This window comes from Kitasatospora sp. NPDC059817 (assembly GCF_042731835.1).
Classification (GTDB): domain Bacteria; phylum Actinomycetota; class Actinomycetes; order Streptomycetales; family Streptomycetaceae; genus Kitasatospora.
In genome coordinates this window covers 5,701-6,423 of the sequence record NZ_JBHWIR010000283.1, presented here as the reverse complement: position 1 = coordinate 6,423, position 723 = coordinate 5,701, and the positions used below count along the sequence as shown (strand labels likewise).

The following is a 723-nucleotide window of genomic DNA, read 5'->3' as shown; positions in this document are numbered from 1 at the left end:
GCACCCGGGTTTTCCGGGTGCCCGCCCTTCGCGCATGATTCTCCCTGATGATGATCTTGTCTGGATTTCGGACCGCCCGCCGCGCCGCAGGTCTGCCTGCGGCGGGCCTCGCGGTCGCGCTGCTCACCGGGTGCTCCGGCGGGGCCTCGGAGGCCGAGCTGGCGTACAAGGCCGACTACGCCGCCCATCCGCACCTGCGGGTGACGGGGTACCCGTCCACCGGCACGCTCGGCGTGGTCCAGCAGCTGGTGTGGCGGCTCGCCGAAGGGGCCGAGGGGCGGCTGGCGGAGCTCGGCACCTCGGACGGCGGGGACGGCGGGGACGGCGGGGACAGCGGGGACGCTTCGGCGGCCTGGGTCCGCGAGTACGGACGGGGCGCCCAGGGGGCCGTCACGGCCGACTTCCAGGACGACCCTGCCGAGCGGCAGACCGTGGTGCTGACCTTCCACGACACCGGGCAGGTGAAGGAGCTGGTGCTCCGGCCCGGCGGCCGCGACGGCGGCGACGGTTGGCGGGTCGTGCTGCGTTAGCTGTCGGGGCCGCTGGGCGGAGCCCCGGCTGTCGGGGCCGCTGGGCTGAGCCCCGGCCGTCGGGCACGCCCGAGGGGGGGGGGCCCGGCCGGGGCGGGGGGGCGGGCCGCCGGGGCGGCCGGCGGCGTCGGGGGCCGGGGGGGCCAGCGGGCCCCCCCGCGGGGGGTCTGGCGGGGCGGGGTTGGAGCCCCGG

Annotated in this window: 1 protein-coding gene; it reads left to right on the top strand. The window is 78.8% G+C overall.

Annotation, left to right across the window (positions count from 1 at the left end; translation table 11 throughout):
* The first annotated feature begins 47 nt into the window (after positions 1–47).
* Positions 48–530 carry a hypothetical protein gene (locus ACFV61_RS33330; RefSeq protein WP_380495780.1) on the top strand — a complete coding sequence of 161 codons (483 nt, stop codon included), beginning with the start codon at positions 48–50 and terminating at the stop codon, positions 528–530.
* Positions 531–723: the final 193 nt, after the last annotated feature.